The following is a 16,710-nucleotide window of genomic DNA, read 5'->3' as shown; positions in this document are numbered from 1 at the left end:
GGAATCACAACGGGCTGAAATCACTCAACTTTCTTTTTCGGTCAGGCTCTGAGGAGGCGCGAGAGCGCCGTCTCGAAGGATGAATGGCACGAGCCGGGCCACATGGTTCTTCCGGCGATGCGAAGCATCGTCCGGTGACGGCGCCTACGCGCCTCCTCACCATGAGGATGACGATTGCTACGCGCTCTTGCGCTGAAACTGCCCGGCGGCGCGGAAGCGCCAGAGATATTGCGGGGCGATCGCCTGCATCGCCCCGGGTGTGATGCCGAGCCCTTCCAGGGTCAGCCCCGCGGCTTTGGCGGCGTCCGATACCACATTATCCGACTGCAGCATCGCCACCTGATCCGGCGTCAGCTTCAACGGTCCTGGTGCAAATTGCAGGAACATCGCCTGCAGCCGCGCCAGACCGAACGGCAGCGAAACCAGCATGCGCTTGCGCTCGGTGATCGCGAGAATGATTTCCATGATCTCGCGCATGGTCAGCACTTCCGGCCCGCCGAGTTCGTAAGTTGCGCCCGGCTTCGTCTTGCCGTCGACGGCCTCGGCGACCGCGGTGGCGACGTCACCGACATAGGCCGGCTGCACCCGCGTCACGCCGCCGCCGATCAGCGGCAGGAAGGGCGATATCCGCGCCAGCGCGGCAAAACGGTTGGTGAATTGATCCTCGGGCCCGAACATTAGCGACGGCCGCAAGATCGTGGCCGAGGGGGCAGCGGCCAGCACCGCTTGCTCGCCGGCGGCCTTGGCGCGGGAATAGAGCGATGGGGAATTCTCATCGGCGCCGATCGCGGAGACATGCACCATCCGCGCGCCGATGGCGCTGGCGGCCTTGGCTATGGTTTCGGCGCCCCTGGTCTGGACAGCGTCGAAGGTCTGCGCGCCGCCCTCGGCCAGGATGCCGACCAGGTTAATGACGACCTGCGAACCGCGCATGGCGGCCTCGACCGAGGCCGGATGGCGAACATTGGCCTGCACGGCATGGATCTGGCCGACCTTCCCGGCCGGCTGCAAATGGACGGCCAGTTCGGGCCGCCGTACCGCCACGCGGATACGGTAATCGCGCTTGCAGAGCGTCCGAACCACGTTTCGCCCCAGAAAGCCGGATCCGCCGAAAATCGTGACGAGGGTGTCCAGGTTCGATGCCGGGGTCGATGTCATCGGGGTCAAGTCCTGCCGTCAAATTCGAGAGATATCGGTCGGATTTAGCGGTTTCGCGTACGCCAACCCCGCCTCGCTGTACAGCGTATTTGTCCGGCATCGAAGCCAATTTGACAAGCGTGCGACCGTTCCTTACTAACCCGCCCGGGCCCAGGTGGCGGAATTGGTAGACGCGCTGGCTTCAGGTGCCAGTGGCTTCACGGCCGTGAAGGTTCGAGTCCTTTCCTGGGCACCATTGCCCTTGCCCAAACCATGTGAGATGCGGAAGCCGCTGCGGCGCAGCGGAACAGGCTTGGCTCCCAAGCCATCTCGTTGCCAATGCGCGTGCTTGTCGTAAAAAAACGAACGTAGCGCTCCTTGCTTCCTTTCTAGATGAGTTTGCATCGCCCGATTTCGTCACCGAAAAGGTCCAGCGTCCCGATGACGGCGACGGCATCGATCACGACATTTATGTCTATGTGAACTTGCCCGCCGATTGGGATGCGTTCCTCTATGCGATGAGCACGAGTGCTCGCAGAAACGCACGGGCTGCCTTGTACGATCTCCAGGCCGGGAATTTCTCCTACAAATATGATTTTGGCGGGCTGGAGCGCCGGGTCGAATGCCTGCGCGTGACCACGCATGATCGGCAGAATCTTCGCGGGAAACTGGAGCCGCTGAGCTTACCCGTGGTTTTCGGCCGTGCGCGGGGTCTGAGGCAGGACGGCAAGTCTTACGATGCCGCGCAGGCCTGCCGACAGATTCTGGAGGTCGACCCGAGCCACGCCGATGCCGCACGGCTGCTAAAAGAGCTCAAGGCCGCGCAACAGCGCACGCCGCCGGCCAACATCACCTCGGCAGCGGCCTTGCATCAACGCGGACAAATGGCTGAGGCTGAGAACGCATATCGCGCAATCCTGAAGGCAGACCCGAACCACTTCGACGCCGCCTATCTCCTGGGCGTGATTTTCCTCCAACAGCGCGAATTCGAATCGGCGGAACGGCAGATTGGTCTCGCCATCGCCCAACGAGACAAGATCCTCAAGAACGGTAAAGACCGCCATTGAAGCGGGTCACGCCACGCCGCGGGATTCCGTCTTTGGCGCCGGTTCCATCTGAAGAGATTCCGACGCCAAATTAGCTAAATACTACAGTAAAAACAATACGTTAATGGTTGATTTATGGTCTGTCCGGGCGCATAATTTATGCTCGGAGCACGCCTATGACCGAGAACCTCAAGCTACCGCGCAAGCTGTCTGAAGAGCGGGAGCTGCCGCCTCCACGGCGGCCAAGCCATGCGGACGTCATCGAGAATCTCGACCGTTGGGCCAACAGCCCAGGGCTCCAGCCGCCTAAATCATCCGAAGAGGCATCACGGTACGCTCGACGGCACGCAAAGGCAGCCGAGCGCTGGAAAAGCGAATAAATCGCCATGAAGCCGCCATTTCCCGTCCTATAAGCCATGCTCAGCCGCTCGCCTCCCGCGGCTGCGGGCGCTAGTGTTTCCGTCGAATCGACCTGAGACACGAGGCTTTCCTTCATGACTATCCGCCTGCATCGCGGCGATCTGCCCGATCTGTCCCGCTACAAGGATTCCGTGGCAATCGATACCGAGACCATGGGGCTCAATCCGCATCGCGATCGGCTCTGCGTGGTGCAGATGTCGAACGGCGACGGCAGCGCCGACGTCATTCAGATTCCCAAGGGGCAAACCGACGCACCAAACCTGAAGGCGCTGCTGGCCAATCCGAACATCACCAAGATCTTTCACTTTGCGCGGTTCGATCTCGCCGCCCTCTACAACACTTTCGGCGTCATGCCGCAGCCGGTCTACTGCACCAAGATCGCCTCACGGCTGACCCGCACCTATACCGACCGGCATGGCCTGAAGGATCTGGTGCGCGAGGTGCTCAACATCGATCTGTCGAAGCAGCAGCAGTCGAGCGACTGGGGATCAGTGAGCCTCAGCGAGGCCCAGCTCGCCTATGCTGCCTCCGACGTGCTGCATCTGCATGCCTTGCGCGAGCGGCTCGATACCATGCTGGCGCGCGAGGGCCGCACGGCGCTGGCGCAGGCGTGTTTCGACTTCCTGCCGACCCGGGCAAAGCTCGATCTCGGCGGCTGGGAGGCCGAGGACATCTTCGCGCATTCGTGACCGAGGCTATTTGAAGCGGTCCGGCTACCGCTTCCGCCCCGTTTCGGTCACACTCATCGCGAGTGTCCGGGCTGCATAATCCCGCGATTGCGGGTAGAATGACGCTTTCCTGGCGTCTTCTTTCCTGGCGTCCTAGCGCCCCTTGGAGCCGCGGTGAACTCGATACAGAACCCAGCCTACGACCGGGGACTGGAGGTCCGCTTCGCCGCGGCCGCCCGTCACAGCCGGATGGTGCGGGTGCTGCGGGTCGCGGTCCCGGCGGCCGTGCTGCTGGCCATGGCCGGTGTCGTGGCGATCTCGGTCTTCAACCCGTTCCGCATCACGGGGCTGGCGAAGCTGCCCGTCGACATGAGCAATCTCGTGGTGTCAGGCACCAAGATCACGATGGAGACGCCGCATCTCGCCGGCTTCTCGACCGACCAGCGTCCTTACGAATTGTGGGCCAAGGCCGCGATCCAGGATCTGGCCGAGCCCGATCACGTCGAGCTCCGGACGTTGCGGGCCAAGGTCATGATGGAGGACAAGAGCACGGTCACGATGGATGCGCGCACGGGATTTTTTGACAGCAAGCAGCAGATGCTGGACCTGCGCAAGGATATCTTCCTGCAATCCTCCACCGGTTATGAGGCCAGGCTCTCGCAGGCCTATGTCGACATCAACAAGGGAACGGTGACGTCGGACGAGCATGTCGACGTCAAATTGCTGAACGGGACGCTCACCGCCGACAGCCTCAGGATCATCAACAGCGGCGAGGTGGTGCGTTTCGAAGGCAACGTCGTGATGAACCTGACCATGGAAAGCCCTCCGGCACCTGAGCCTGAGCCGGAGTCGCCGCCACCGCCGAAGACGCGGTCCGTCACCGGCAAGTCCGCCAACACGAAATGAAATTTATGATGCAGTTTTTCTCGCGCAGTTTTGCGGCAGCCGCGCTTGCGCTCGCGCTGGTCGTGTCCGGTGATGCCTTCGCGCAAGGCGCCATGTCGGGCGTGCCCAATGCGATGCAGGGCTTTTCGCAAAACCGCGACCAGCCGATTCAGATCGAGGCGGCCTCGCTCGAAATGCGGGACAAGAAAAAGGAGGCGACCTTCTCTGGGAATGTGAAGGTCGTGCAGGGCGACACCACCATGACCTCGAAATCGCTGGTGGTGTTCTACGATTCCGGCCCGGCGCCGGCGACGCCTGCGCCCGCCGCGCCGAAGGGGTCGAAATCCGCGCAGATGCAGTCCGCAACCCCCGGGCCCGGCGGCAGTTCGTCGATCCGCCGGCTGGAAGCCAAGGGCTCCGTCGTGGTCACGCAGAAGGATCAGGTGGTGACGGGGGAGACCGCGATCTTCGACACCCGCGCCAACCTCATCACCATGGTGGGCGGGGTCGTGCTCACCCAGTGCAAGAACGTGCTCAAGGGCGACCGCCTCAAAGTCGACATGACAACGGGCGTGTCGCGGGTCGAATCCGACAGCGGCAAGGTGCAGGGCATGTTTATACAGGGAGAGAATTGCGGGTCGGGATCGGGCGGGTCGAAGCCGGCTCCGGTACAGATACCGTCGCTAATCCCCGGTAAAAAATAAGACAGATCAGTGCCTTAAAGATTAATTGGAGCCCGTACGGTTGAAGCTGACAGCGCGAGCCTGTATCTACTGGGCAGGGCGCACGGCGGGGTGTTTCGCTGGGCAGGGGACATCCACTCATTCATGGTTCGCGGGTGAAGCGATTCGCCGGCGGGCGCGTCGCGGAATCACCGTGAAAGGCTTAAGCGAAGCGCGATGGTGGATTTATTCGGCATGTTCCGTCGACGCCCCGCGAAACGCGGCCCTGTGGGCTTTGCGCGTTCGCGCGAGGACATCACCGCGCTCGGCGATTCCTTCGGCGACATGCTGAAGAGCCCGGTGCGCGATGCGCCGCCGATGGCGCGCTCCGCCTCACTGCCCGGCCTGGAATTGCCGCAGCCTTCGCCCGACGTCGAACCGCCGCGCGAACCGCGTCCCCGCGCGCAGGCGCCTCGTCCCAAGCCCAACGCCAAGGCCAATGGCGGCGAAGCGCCGCGGTTGATCAAGCGGTCCGGCTTCCTCGCCGTGCACAGCGTGGAAAAGAGTTTTGGCACACGGCAAGTGGTGCGCGGCGTCAGCATCTATGTCCGCCGCGGCGAGGCGGTCGGCCTGCTCGGCCCGAACGGCGCCGGCAAGACTACGGTGTTCTACATGATCACCGGCCTGATCAAGGCGGATCGCGGCGCCATCGAACTCGACGGCCACGACGTCACCAAGCTGCCGATGTATCAGCGCGCGCGGCTCGGCATCGGCTACCTGCCGCAGGAAGCCTCGATCTTTCGCGGCCTCACCGTGGAACAGAATATTCGTGCCGTGCTCGAGGTCGTCGAGCCCAGCCGCAAGAAGCGGGAGGCCGAACTCAACTCGCTGCTCGACGAGTTCAACATCACGCGGCTGCGCAAGTCGCCCTCGATCGCGCTCTCAGGCGGCGAGCGCCGCCGCGTCGAAATCGCGCGCGCGCTGGCGACGCGTCCGAACTATATGCTGCTCGACGAACCCTTTGCCGGCATCGACCCGATCGCGGTCGGGGACATTCAGGACCTGGTCCGCCACCTCACCAACCGCGGCATCGGCGTCCTGATTACCGACCACAATGTGCGCGAAACGCTCGGCCTGACCGACCGCGCCTATATCGTCTATGCCGGGCAGATATTGACCGAGGGCAGTCCAGAGGAAATCGTCAACGATCCGGATGTGCGCCGCCTTTACCTTGGCGAGGAATTCCGGCTTTAGCGCGCGAGGCACCCAAGAGTCACGGTTGGCAATAAGGTCTTGCGTTCGTTCAAGAATTTTCGGCGCGCCCGGACGCAAAACCGGTTTCCGCTTATGCCGGTCGCCCCATAACCCAATTTTCGCGTTCGTCAAGGCGTATACAAGGGCTTTGGACTAATATAAGCAAGAATCGGACCAACTTTCAGTGGATCGGTTCTTGGCCTCATGGCGCTGACGCAGAGACTAGAGTTCCGCCAGTCGCAGTCGCTGGTGATGACGCCGCAATTGATGCAGGCGATCAAGCTGCTGCAATTGTCGAATCTCGACCTGTCGGCTTTCGTCGAGGAGGAACTGGAGCGCAATCCGCTGCTGGAGCGCGCCAGCGACGGCCCCGAACCTCCGGTCGCGGGCGAGCCAGCCGCCCCGGGCGCCGAGTTCTCCGATTCCGCCAGTTATGGCGAGGATGGCGGCAGCGATGCCTCCGATATGACCACCGGTCCGGGCGGTGAGGCCTTCGAGCCAGGCCAGGAGGAGTGGCTGAACCGCGAACTCGGCAGCCGTACCGAGATCGAGCAGACCCTCGACACCCCGCTCGACAACGTATTTTCCGAAGAGCCAGCGGAAGCCGCCGCGCGCGCCGCGCAGGACGCGGCACCGACCGCCTACACCGAATGGGGCGGCGGCGCCTCCAACGACGACGACTACAATCTGGAAGCCTTCGTCGCCGCCGAGGTGACGCTGGGCGGCCACCTCGCCGAACAGCTCGCGGTCGCGTTCAGCGCGCCGGCGCAGCGCATGATCGGTCAGTATCTGATCGATCTCGTCGACGATGCCGGCTACCTGCCGCCGGATCTGGGACAGGCCGCCGAGCGCCTGGGCGCCTCGCCGGCGGATGTCGACGCCGTGCTCGCGGTGCTGCAGAAGTTCGATCCGCCCGGCGTCTGCGCGCGGAATTTGAGCGAGTGCCTTGCGATCCAGCTCCGAGAACTCAACCGCTACGACCCCGCCATGCAGGCGTTGGTCGAAAATCTCGATCTGCTGGCCAAGCGCGACATCGCGTCTTTGCGCAAATTGTGCGGCGTCGACGACGAAGACATCACCGACATGATCGGCGAAATCCGGCGGCTCGATCCGAAGCCCGGCCTCAAATTCGGATCGGCGCGCACCCAGACCATGGTGCCTGACGTCTATGTACGGCCGGGACCGGATGGCGGCTGGCATGTCGAACTCAACAGCGACACCTTGCCGCGCGTGTTGGTCAATCAGGTCTATTACACCGAGCTGTCGAAGACGATCCGCAAGGACGGCGACAAATCCTATTTCAGCGATTGTTTGCAGAACGCCACCTGGCTGGTCCGCGCGCTCGACCAGCGCGCCCGCACCATCCTGAAGGTCGCCACCGAAATCGTCCGCCAGCAGGACGGTTTCTTCACCCATGGCGTCGCGCATTTGCGGCCGCTGAATCTGAAGGCGGTGGCGGATGCGATCCAGATGCACGAATCGACGGTGTCGCGCGTCACCGCCAACAAATATATGGCAACCAATCGCGGCAGCTTCGAGCTGAAATATTTCTTTACCGCCTCGATTGCATCGGCCGACGGCGGTGAGGCGCATTCGGCGGAGGCGGTCCGTCACCACATCAAGCAATTGATCGATGCGGAAGCCCCAAGCGCGATTCTCTCCGACGATACGATCGTGGAACGATTGCGTGCATCAGGCATTGATATTGCCCGCCGCACGGTCGCGAAATACCGCGAAGCGATGCGTATTCCTTCCTCGGTCCAGCGCCGCCGCGACAAACAGAGTATGCTCGGTAACGCCCTTTCAGCCCCCGCCACGTCCTCCGACCGGTCCCGCGATACGGCTCCGGTCTGATTGCGTTCGCGTCAAATCGCGATAGTGTCAGGTCCCCGACAGAGCGCGGCCCCGGGAAACGACACCGGTTCTCCCAATGGACCGTGCTCCGGCAAGACCAGAGTAGTCGAGGCATCAAGTGAGGCATCAAATGACCCTTCGAATCTCCGGGAAAAGCATCAATGTCGGCGAGGCGCTTCGTTCGCGCGTCAGCGAGCGCACCGATGAGGTCTTAAAAAAATATTTCGACGGCAATTATTCCGGCCACATCACGCTGAGCAAGGATGGTTTCGGCTTCCGCACCGACTGCGCGCTGCACCTGGATTCCGGAATTACGCTGGAGGCCGATTCCAACGCCACCGATGCCTATGCCAGCGCCGATCAGGCGCTGCTGATGATCGAGAAGCGCCTGCGCCGCTACAAAAGCCGGCTGAAGGACCGCTCAGCCCGCAAGACCTATGCCGCCAATGCGGCGCTGGCGCATATCGACGCGCCGAGCTACGTGATCGAAGCGCCGGCGGAAGGCGACGAGGAGGTCACCACCTATAGCCCCGTGATCATCGCGGAAGCGACCACGTCGCTGAAACGGCTTTCGGTCAGCGAGGCGGTCATGGAGCTGGATCTGACCGGGGCCGCGTGCATCGTGTTCCAACATGGCTCCAGCGGCCGGGTGAACATCATTTACCGCCGGACCGACGGCAATGTGGGCTGGGTCGACCCCCCGGCGGTTACCCCCTGACATATATGGCTAACCGCATTGACGCCCGCGGCCGCCCTCCCTATGGTCCGCCGCCCTTAACGATGGCAGTGCAGGAACCTGCTCTCGGGAGTTGGCACCGGGCAAACGTTGGAGTAGAAGCCCAGCAAATCGGACTTGGGCTTAAGCCCGCCCCCCGTCTCATCTTCTTGACGCCCCGGTTCTACAACCTATCTCGCAACCTGACGGTTTAATTCACCTCGGAACGCCCCATGACGATTACCGATCTGGTCGCACCCGAGGCGATTCTCCCCGCTTTGAAGGTCATCAGCAAGAAGCAGGCGCTGCAGGAGCTGGCCGCGCGCGCCTCTGCGCTGACCGGCCAGAACGAACGCTCGGTGTTCGAGGTGTTGTTGCAGCGGGAGAAATTGGGCACCACGGCCGTCGGCTACGGTGTCGCCATTCCCCACGGTAAGCTGCCGAAACTGGAAAAGCTGTTCGGGCTGTTCGCCCGGCTCGAACGCCCGATCGATTTCGAGGCGATGGATGGCCAACCGGTCGACCTGATCTTCCTGCTTCTGGCCCCGGAGGGCGCCGGCGCCGATCATCTGAAGGCATTGGCCCGAATCGCCCGGCTGTTGCGCGACCAGGACGTCGCCAAGAAACTCCGTGCCTCCCGCGACGCCCAGGCGATCTATTCGGTTCTGGCGTTGCCGCCGGCGAGCGCGGCCTAGTTCCACGGGTTGGAGCCGCGATTCCCCGCCCGGTGGTAAACCGGTTAAACGCAATTTTAAGCTAAATGGCGGTTATTTGGCTGGCTGGGATTTTTCCATTGCCCGGAGAACATTGCCATGACGCTACGGCTGTCTATTTCACGCGCGATATTAATTTTCGGATTGGTCACCGCATTAGGTCTCGGGGCCGTGATTGCCACCAGCGTTTATGGGCTGTCTCAGCTTAAGGTCGGTGGTCCGCTCTACAACCAGATCAAGCTCGGCAACGACCTCATCGCCGACATCCTGCCGCCGCCCGAATACGTCATCGAAGCCTATCTCGAGGCCACCCTCGTGTTGCACGATCCGGCGCAGCTTTCGGCGCATCGCGACAGGATCGCGCAGCTCAAGAAGGAATATGACGAGCGGCACGATTTCTGGGTCAAATCCGATCTCGATCCGGTGCTCAAGACCAAGCTGGTGGATAAATCCGACAACGAGGTGCGCCGCTTCTGGACCGCGATCCAGCAAGGTCTGTTGCCCGCGCTCGCCAAGGGCGACAGCGCCGCGGCCGCGAAATCCTACGCCGAAATCACCGCACGTTATACCGCACACCGCGCCATCATCGACGACATCGTCAAGCAAACCAACGACAAAAACGCGGCGACGGAAGTCGCAGCGACAGGGCGCGTCAGCACCTTCACGTTGTTGCTATGGGGCGTTTCGGCCGCGGTGTTTCTCGTCATCGGCGCAGGCATTTTCGGCGTGGCATTCGGTGTCATTCGTCCCATCGCGCAAATGACCGAGGTGATGAAGGGTCTGGCCGGCGGCGATCTCAATGTCTCGGTCCCGGCGCTCAGCCGCGGCGATGAAGTAGGCGCCATGGCGCGCGCGGTTCAGGTCTTCAAGGACAACGCGCTCCGCGTTCAATCGATGGAACATGAGCAGGCAAGTCTGAAGCTGAAGGCGGAAGGCGATCGCAAGGCAGCGATGCAGCAGATGGCCGACGGCTTCGATTCCGCGATCGGAATGATCATCCAGACCGTATCGACCGCCTCGTCCGAGCTCGAATCATCGGCCGGACAACTGACCAAGACCGCCGAAGTGACCCAGATGCTCTCGGCAACGGTTGCCTCCGCATCAGAGCAATCCTCAGCCAACGCGCAATCCGCCGCGGCGGCCGCGGAAGAGATGGCCTCATCGGTGTCGGAGATCAGCCGCCAGGTGCAGGATTCGCACAAGATATCGCGCGAGGCGGTGAGCCAGGTCGAGCAGACCAATGCGCGGATTGCCGACCTCGCCCAATCCGCCAGCCGGATCGGCGAAGTGGTCAAAATGATCAGCGCGGTCGCCGAGCAGACCAACCTCCTAGCGCTGAACGCCACGATCGAGGCGGCGCGCGCCGGCGAGGCGGGACGGGGATTTGCGGTCGTCGCATCCGAGGTCAAGGCGCTTGCCGCGCAGACTGCGAAAGCGACCGAGGAAATCAGCGAGCAGATCGGCCAGATGCAGTCGGCCACCAATCAGTCGGTGTCGGCGATCCAGGAAATCGGCGGCACGATCGGTCGCATTGCAGAAATCTCGCAGGCGATCGCGGCCGCCGTTGAAGAGCAGGGTGCCACGACGCAGGAAATCTCCCGCAACGTGCAGCAGGCGGCGCAAGGAGCCACGCAGGTCGCCGGCAGCATCACCGACGTCAACCGCGGCGCGACCGATACCGGCGCGGCATCGACGCATGTGCACGGGCTGGCCCGCTCCCTATTGGGGCAGAGCAATCATCTCAAAGGTGAGGTGGAGAAATTCCTCTCGACCGTGCGCGCGGCGTGAGCTGATCGAAATTTGAGCTGATCGAAATTTGCCTTGAACGAAGATACGCGGGCGATGCCCGCGTATCCGAAACCCTCTTCTCACATTCGCCCGGCATCAGATTAGCGACGCCAGCGAAGCTTGGTCAGTGACAGCAGCAAGTGCTGCCGTCAGTGCACGCTGACGGCCTGAAGCTCGTTGCTCCATGCGTTGGCGATCGCCGCTTCGCGGCTATCGGTCAGCATGATCGGGGTGCCGTCGGCGGCATGCAGCGCGAACAGTTTCAGTCCGGGCGCGATCTTCGGCGCCTGCGGAAACAGTCCCGGCACGTCCTCGGAACGGACTTGCTTCACGTAGGCGATATGGCCTTCACCAAGATGGGCCAGCGCCTCAACGGAAACCTTTTCGGGTTCGAAGGTCACACTCACGTCACTCATGGTCTCGACTCCTCTGCAAGACTAAGCGGTCGAGTCCGCTCCTTGTTCCATTATTCGTGCTCATTGATAGCGATTGTCTTAACGACCCTTTCAGGTTCCGGCCTGGCAAGGTCGATCGACAACAGCCCGTTTTTCAGATCCGCGCCCAGCACCAGCATCCCCTCCGCCAGTACGAACGTGCGCTGGAAGTGGCGCGCGGCGATGCCGCGATGGATGTATTGCCGGGCCTTGTCGTCCTGCTGGCGGCCCCGGATCACGAGTTGGTTTTCCTCAATGGTCACATCGAGTTGGTCGCGGGTAAATCCCGCAACCGCGAGCGTGATGCGTAACCGTTCGGGTTGGCCGTTGGCACGGTCACACCGCTCGATGTTGTAGGGAGGATAACCGTCGGCGCCTTTGACGACGCGATCGAGCGCACGCTCGATTTCGTCGAACCCAAGCAGGAACGGACTGGATAACGAAGGAACACGAGACATTACAAAGTCCTCTCGAAGCGACTTTGAGGGGCCCTTGCGGCGCCCCATTCAACCGGCCGGCCGACTTGCCGACCGGTCACGAGGGAATATGGGGGTGATTTGGGGTGGGTTCAAGCACCTCTGAAAGCTGCATAAATCGGCCGCGGCGGGGTTTTCTCCTGTCATTCCGGGGCAGGCGCGTCAGCGACTGAACCCGGAATCTCGAGATTCCGGGTTCGCTTCGCGCCCCGGAATGACGAATTAGCAACCCACCCGCTTGCGGCCGTCGGCGGCAAATAGATGCAGCTTATCACTGGCGGCAACGGCCCTGATTCGCTCGCCGATCGCCGGGCCGACCGCGCCGGGAATCCGCACGATGATCTCGCCGGGTGGCAGCTCGCCGGGGGTGGCGGCGACGCCCTGCACCTCGTGCTGGCGCGTGCCGTAGAGGAAGGTTTCGGCGCCGACGCGCTCGATCGCCTCGACGGTCAGGCCGAGCGCCACGCCGCCGGAAACCGTTTCGTTCGTGATGACGAAATCCTCAGGACGAATACCGAGAATGCCGGCTTCGTTGGCGCGGGCATCGCCGGCCAGTTGCGATTTGATCTCGTCGGAGCGCAGCGGCATCAAATTCATCGGCGGCGCGCCGATGAAGGAGGCGACGAAGGTGGTCGCCGGCTTCTGGTAGATATCGAGTGGATTGCCGATCTGCTCGACCTGGCCGCCGTTCATGACCACGAGAATATCGGCCAGCGTCATCGCCTCGAGCTGGTCGTGGGTGACGTAGATCGAGGTCGTGGACAGGCGGCGCTGCAGTTTGCGGATCTCGACCCGCATGGCGATGCGCAGCTTGGCGTCGAGGTTCGACAGCGGTTCGTCGAACAGGAACACTTTTGGCTGCCGCACGATGGCGCGTCCCATCGCCACGCGCTGGCGCTGGCCGCCGGACAATTGCCGCGGCTTGCGGTCGAGCATCGCGCCGAGTTCGAGAATGCGCGCCGCTTCCTCGACGCGCGTCTTGATCTCGGCTTCCGCCATGCGGCGGTTGCGCAGGCCGTAGGCCATGTTGTTGTAGACGCTCATGTGCGGATAGAGCGCGTAGTTCTGGAACACCATCGCGATATCGCGGTCAGCCGGCTCGATCTGGTTGACGACGCGCCCACCGATATCGATCTCGCCGCCGGTGATGGTCTCGAGCCCCGCGACCATGCGCAACAGCGTGGACTTGCCGCAGCCTGAAGGCCCGACCAGCACGCAGAACTGGCCGTCGCCGACATCGAAATCGATGCCCTTGATCGCTTCGAAGCCGCCCACATAGGTCTTGCGGACGTTGCGGAGGGTTACGTTGGCCATTTCACTTTTCCGTCTGGACCAGGCCGCGCACGAACAGCCGCTGCATGAAAATAACGACCGCGACCGGCGGCAACATGGCGAGGACCGTGGTCGCCATCGCGAGCTGCCATTCGGCGAGCTCGTCTGTCGCTACCAGCATCTTCTTGATGCCGATCACGATGGTCTGCATCGAATCCTGCGTAGTAATCAAAAGCGGCCAGAGATATTGATTCCAGCCATAGATGAACTGGATCACGAACAGGGCCGCCATGGTCGTGACCGATAGCGGCAAGAGCGTATCCCAGAAGAAGCGGAAGGGGCCCGCGCCGTCGATGCGCGAGGCTTCCAGCAGTTCATCGGGCACGGTCATGAAGAACTGGCGGAACAGCAGGGTACCGGTGGCTGATGCAATCAGCGGCAGGATAAGGCCGGCATAGGTGTCGAGCAGGCGCAAGTCCGCGACCACCTTGTAGGTCGGGTAGATGCGCACTTCGACCGGCAGCATCAGCGTGATGAAGATGATCCAGAACGCTGTCTTGCGGAAGGGAAAGCGGAAATAGACCACCGCATAGGCCGACAGGATCGAGATGAAGATCTTGCCCACCGCAATGCCGATCGCCGAGACGAAGGAATTGATCAGCATGTTGGCCACCGGCTCGCGGCTGGTGCGCGCGCCGCCGACGAAGATGGCGCGATAATAATTCTCCAGCGTCTGCGTCCCGGGCGTTGCCGGCATGTGGCCGCCGACCACGGTCGCCGCGTCGTGGGTCGAGGCGATCAGCGCGAGATAAACAGGGAAAGCGACAATGAACACGCCAAGCGTCAGGATCGCGTAGGCGATGAAGTCGGTGAGCGGGCGGTGCTCGACCATCAGTACTGCACCTTGCGTTCGACATAGCGGAACTGGATCGCGGTCAGCGCGATTACGATGATCATCAGCACCACCGACTGCGCGGCCGATCCGCCGAGGTCGCCGCCGAGACGGCCGTCGGCGTAGACCTTGTAGACCATGGTGGTGGTGGCGCCGGCAGGTCCCCCGCCGGTAACGGCGTCGATGATGCCAAACGTATCGAAGAAGACGTAGACGACGTTGACCACCAGCAGGAAGAACGTAGTCGGCGACAGCAGCGGAAAGATAATGGTCCAGAAGCGGCGCATCGGTCCGGCGCCGTCGATGGCGCTGGCCTCGATCACGCTCTTCGGGATCGATTGCAGGCCGGCGAGAAAGAACAGGAAATTGTAGGAGATCTGCTTCCATACGGACGCCATCACCACCAGCATCATGGCGTGGTTGCCGTTCAGCAGCGGATTCCAGTCGAGACCCATGCCGCGCAGCGGGCGCGCCAGCATGCCGAGCGAGGGCTGAAACATGAAGAACCAGAGCACGCCGGCGACGGCGGGCGCCACCGCATAGGGCCAGATCATCAGCGTCTTGTAAGCAGGCGCGGCCTTCAGGCTCTTGTCGGCCTGGGTCGCGAACAACAGCGCGATTGAGAGCGACAGCGCCGCAACCAGCGAGGAGAAAATTATCGTCGTCAGCATCGACGCGTAATATTCAGGCTGGGCGAACAGCGCCTGATAATTTTCCAGACCGACAAATTCGGAGACGAGGCCGAACGCATCTTCGCGCAGGAAGGACTGCCAGATCGCCTGGCTTGCCGGCCAATAGAAGAAGACAACCGTGATGACGAGCTGCGGCAACAGCAGCATATAGGGCAGCAGGCGGTTGTTGAAGACGGTGGACTTTTCCATTCAGGCTTCGCGGTCTTACCGGTGATGCAAGCGCTCCCTCCCGCATTTCGGGAGGGAGCGCCGGTAGCCTGGATCGGCTTCGCCTACTTTGCAGTCTTCTCGAAGGCGCGCAACATGGCATTGCCGCGAGAGACGGCCGAATCGAGGGCTTCCTTCGCCGACTTCTTGCCGGCGAGCGCGGCCTCGATCTCCTCAGACCAGAGGTCGCGCATCTGCACCATGTTGCCGAAGCGAAGGCCGCGCGAGTTCTCGGTCGGCTCCTTGTTGGTGAGCTCCTTCAAGGGAGTCTGCAGGGTCGGGTTCTTCTCGTAGAAGCCGTCCTTGATCGATTTCTCGTAAGCCGCCTTGGTGATCGGCAGATAGCCGGACTCCTGGTGCAGCTTGGCCTGGCGGTTGGTATCCGACAGGAAGGTGAAGAACTTTGCGACGCCCTTGTATTCTTCGGGCTTCTTGCCGCCCATCACCCAGAGCGACGCGCCGCCGATGATCGAGTTCTGCGGGGCACCGGCGACGTCAGGGTAATATGGCATCGGCGCCGAGGTGAAGTCGAACTTGGCCGTGCCCTTGGCGGTGGCGTAATAGCCCGACGAGGTCAGGAAGATCGCGCATTCGCCGGAGCCGAAGCGGGCCTCGTTGGTGCTGGTGCGCCCACCATAGTCGTAGGTCTTGTCCTTCTGCAGATCGATCAGATTCTGCAGGTGCTTCACGTGCAGCGGCGAGTTGAACTTCAGCTCGGCATCGAAACCGTCGAGGCCGTTGGCCTTGGTGCCGATCGGCACGTTGTGCCAGGCCGAGAACTGCTCGATATGCGCCCAGCTTGCCCAGGCGTTGGAGAAGCCGCAGGTCGCATGCCCCGCCGCCTTCAGCTTCTTGGCGGCGTCGAACACCTCCGGCCACGTCTTCGGGATTTCGGTGATGCCGGCCTTCTTCAATTCATCCTTGTTGATCCACATCACCATGGAGGACGAGTTGAAGGGGAACGACAGCATGTCGCCCTTCGAGGTCGAGTAATAGCCGGTGATGGTCGGCAGATACGCCTTGGGGTCGAACGGCTCGCCCGCATCCTTCATGAGCTGGTAGACCGGCTTGATGGCGCCGGTGGCGCTCATCATGGTGGCGGTGCCGACTTCGAACACCTGCATGATGTGCGGCGCATTGCCGGCCCGGAACGCAGCGATGCCGGCATTCATGGTGTCGGGATAGCTGCCCTTGTAGGACGGCACGACCTTGTAGTCGGCCTGGCTGGCGTTGAACTCCTCGGCAAGCTTGTTGACGATGTCGTTGTTGCCGCCGGTCATGGCGTGCCACCACTGGATTTCGGTCACAGCGTGGGCAGGCGTTGCAAGCGCCAGCGCAACAGTCACTGCCGCCGCTGCGCCGAATTGTCGAAATGCCATGGAATTCCTCCGGGTTGGGGTCGTCACCTTCGTTTCGCGCGATAACAGCGACGGATGACGTGCAAATGACCGTATAAGCGAAAGGATGGTATTGGGAAAGCGGGCGTGGAGGGAAGCCGGAAAATAGGCGAAGGCCGACGAGCTCAATCAGCGCCGTCGCCCCTGCGAACGTGTTTGGTCCCGGGAGATTGGCGAGAGCTTCGAGCGGAGCGAGGT

General features: G+C 62.3%; 16 protein-coding genes and 1 tRNA gene. 10 read left to right on the top strand and 7 right to left on the bottom strand.

All coding sequences use genetic code 11. The features are described from left to right. Window positions 1–177: 177 nt before the first annotated feature. Entirely contained in the window at window positions 178–1,158 is a 981-nt protein-coding gene (locus CP49_RS12165) for a complex I NDUFA9 subunit family protein (protein ID WP_057850494.1), read from the bottom strand. Between the two features lie 148 nt (window positions 1,159–1,306). On the opposite strand from CP49_RS12165, the gene CP49_RS12160 reads away from it, so the two are divergent. The 10 genes from CP49_RS12160 (at window position 1,307) to CP49_RS12115 (ending at window position 11,142) form a co-directional block, all read left to right on the top strand. After that, a tRNA-Leu gene (locus CP49_RS12160) sits at window positions 1,307–1,393 on the top strand. Between the two features lie 19 nt (window positions 1,394–1,412). Next, the gene (locus CP49_RS12155; protein WP_057850493.1) at window positions 1,413–2,204 is read left to right on the top strand and encodes a tetratricopeptide repeat protein; all 792 of its coding nucleotides are present in this window, start codon (window positions 1,413–1,415) and stop codon (window positions 2,202–2,204) included. A 473-nt stretch (window positions 2,205–2,677) separates the two neighbouring features. Further along, window positions 2,678–3,292 carry a ribonuclease D gene (locus CP49_RS12150; protein WP_057850492.1) on the top strand — a complete coding sequence of 205 codons (615 nt, stop codon included), beginning with the start codon at window positions 2,678–2,680 and terminating at the stop codon, window positions 3,290–3,292. A 153-nt stretch (window positions 3,293–3,445) separates the two neighbouring features. Further along, window positions 3,446–4,177: an LPS export ABC transporter periplasmic protein LptC gene (gene lptC, locus CP49_RS12145; RefSeq protein ID WP_057850491.1), complete on the top strand. Its 732-nt coding sequence runs from the start codon at window positions 3,446–3,448 to the stop codon at window positions 4,175–4,177. Between the two features lie 5 nt (window positions 4,178–4,182). After that, window positions 4,183–4,860 (top strand): LptA/OstA family protein, encoded by a 678-nt coding sequence (locus tag CP49_RS12140; protein WP_057850495.1) that lies wholly within the window; start codon window positions 4,183–4,185, stop codon window positions 4,858–4,860. Window positions 4,861–5,055: 195 nt separating this feature from the next. Then, window positions 5,056–6,072 (top strand): LPS export ABC transporter ATP-binding protein, encoded by a 1,017-nt coding sequence (gene lptB, locus CP49_RS12135; protein ID WP_057850490.1) that lies wholly within the window; start codon window positions 5,056–5,058, stop codon window positions 6,070–6,072. Between the two features lie 204 nt (window positions 6,073–6,276). Beyond that, window positions 6,277–7,926: an RNA polymerase factor sigma-54 gene (gene rpoN, locus CP49_RS12130; RefSeq protein WP_057850489.1), complete on the top strand. Its 1,650-nt coding sequence runs from the start codon at window positions 6,277–6,279 to the stop codon at window positions 7,924–7,926. Between the two features lie 130 nt (window positions 7,927–8,056). Beyond that, window positions 8,057–8,644, top strand: coding sequence for a ribosome hibernation-promoting factor, HPF/YfiA family (hpf, locus tag CP49_RS12125; RefSeq protein WP_057850488.1), 588 nt, complete (start codon window positions 8,057–8,059; stop codon window positions 8,642–8,644). A 230-nt stretch (window positions 8,645–8,874) separates the two neighbouring features. After that, a complete protein-coding gene (gene ptsN / locus CP49_RS12120; RefSeq protein WP_028347914.1) occupies window positions 8,875–9,336 on the top strand; it encodes a PTS IIA-like nitrogen regulatory protein PtsN in 462 nt (153 codons plus the stop codon). A 117-nt stretch (window positions 9,337–9,453) separates the two neighbouring features. Continuing rightward, on the top strand, window positions 9,454–11,142 hold the full coding sequence (locus CP49_RS12115; protein WP_057850487.1) for a methyl-accepting chemotaxis protein: 1,689 nt from the start codon (window positions 9,454–9,456) through the stop codon (window positions 11,140–11,142). 149 nt (window positions 11,143–11,291) lie between these two features. On the opposite strand, the gene CP49_RS12110 is transcribed toward CP49_RS12115, so the two are convergent. From CP49_RS12110 to ugpB, 6 genes are all read right to left on the bottom strand, one after another. Continuing rightward, window positions 11,292–11,558: a BQ00720 family protein gene (locus CP49_RS12110; protein ID WP_057850486.1), complete on the bottom strand. Its 267-nt coding sequence runs from the start codon at window positions 11,556–11,558 to the stop codon at window positions 11,292–11,294. 50 nt (window positions 11,559–11,608) lie between these two features. Next, window positions 11,609–12,034, bottom strand: a complete 426-nt coding sequence (locus CP49_RS12105; protein WP_057850485.1) for an Hsp20 family protein — start codon at window positions 12,032–12,034, stop codon at window positions 11,609–11,611. A gap of 240 nt (window positions 12,035–12,274) precedes the next feature. Continuing rightward, window positions 12,275–13,366 (bottom strand): sn-glycerol-3-phosphate import ATP-binding protein UgpC, encoded by a 1,092-nt coding sequence (locus CP49_RS12100; protein WP_057850484.1) that lies wholly within the window; start codon window positions 13,364–13,366, stop codon window positions 12,275–12,277. A 1-nt stretch (window position 13,367) separates the two neighbouring features. Beyond that, window positions 13,368–14,216, bottom strand: a complete 849-nt coding sequence (ugpE, locus tag CP49_RS12095) for a sn-glycerol-3-phosphate ABC transporter permease UgpE (protein WP_057850483.1) — start codon at window positions 14,214–14,216, stop codon at window positions 13,368–13,370. Then, window positions 14,216–15,097 (bottom strand): sn-glycerol-3-phosphate ABC transporter permease UgpA, encoded by an 882-nt coding sequence (ugpA, locus tag CP49_RS12090; RefSeq protein ID WP_057850482.1) that lies wholly within the window; start codon window positions 15,095–15,097, stop codon window positions 14,216–14,218. Before ugpA ends, ugpE begins: the two co-directional genes overlap by 1 nt. Before the next feature lie 83 nt (window positions 15,098–15,180). Further along, window positions 15,181–16,494 carry a sn-glycerol-3-phosphate ABC transporter substrate-binding protein UgpB gene (ugpB, locus tag CP49_RS12085; RefSeq protein WP_057850481.1) on the bottom strand — a complete coding sequence of 438 codons (1,314 nt, stop codon included), beginning with the start codon at window positions 16,492–16,494 and terminating at the stop codon, window positions 15,181–15,183. Between the last annotated feature and the right edge of the window lie 216 nt (window positions 16,495–16,710).

The organism is Bradyrhizobium valentinum, assembly GCF_001440405.1.
Taxonomy (GTDB): Bacteria; Pseudomonadota; Alphaproteobacteria; order Rhizobiales; family Xanthobacteraceae; genus Bradyrhizobium; species Bradyrhizobium valentinum.
This window is presented reverse-complemented; position numbering and strand designations above follow the sequence as displayed.